The organism is Limnohabitans planktonicus II-D5, assembly GCF_001270065.2.
Classification (GTDB): Bacteria; Pseudomonadota; Gammaproteobacteria; order Burkholderiales; family Burkholderiaceae_C; genus Limnohabitans_A; species Limnohabitans_A planktonicus.
The window spans coordinates 1-555 of the sequence record NZ_LFYT02000144.1; the positions used below are offsets into that span (position 1 = coordinate 1).

1 protein-coding gene is annotated in these 555 nt (G+C 31.0%); it reads right to left on the reverse strand.

The window, feature by feature from the left end:
- Positions 1–89: 89 nt before the first annotated feature.
- On the reverse strand, positions 90–555 hold a 466-nt coding region (locus tag H663_RS41985), incomplete at its 5' end, for a hypothetical protein (protein WP_165803994.1).

The window sequence follows — 555 nt, forward strand, 5'->3', positions numbered from 1 at the left end:
TTTCTCTAATCGTCCAAGATCTGTTAATGGGTGAAAATTCTATACTTTTTATTGAATTCTATAATCAACCTGTTAAAATAATTAAAAAATCAATTCCAAGTTAATTTAACGGTTCCATTTGATGTGGTTGCGGCTATCTCAAGTTCGAGAAAGCTAATTAAATTTTCGAATGAATCCCACTCCATATCGCAGAATATTTCCCTGCCAGATGGCAGCTCTATTAATAATGCATCATCTTCAGAAAAAATTTTCATCTTGGCCATATATTTGCCATCTCCGGCAAGTTCATCAAGATATTTTGTGAATTCTAATTTAAATTTTTGTCCTGCAGCTGATCTAAGCCATTGAATATCGTAACCTAATCTATCAACTTCAGGGTATAAAGATGTTTTAGAAAGGTCATCAATTTTTACAAATGGACAATGCATATATTGCCCATTATTAAATTGCAAATATTGACTATTTGATATATTAAACATTTTATTTAAATTGTTAATTGAGGCATAAATTCGATCTATAATTCTAGAGACATCTTCCCCGGTTAGTTCAGTGAAG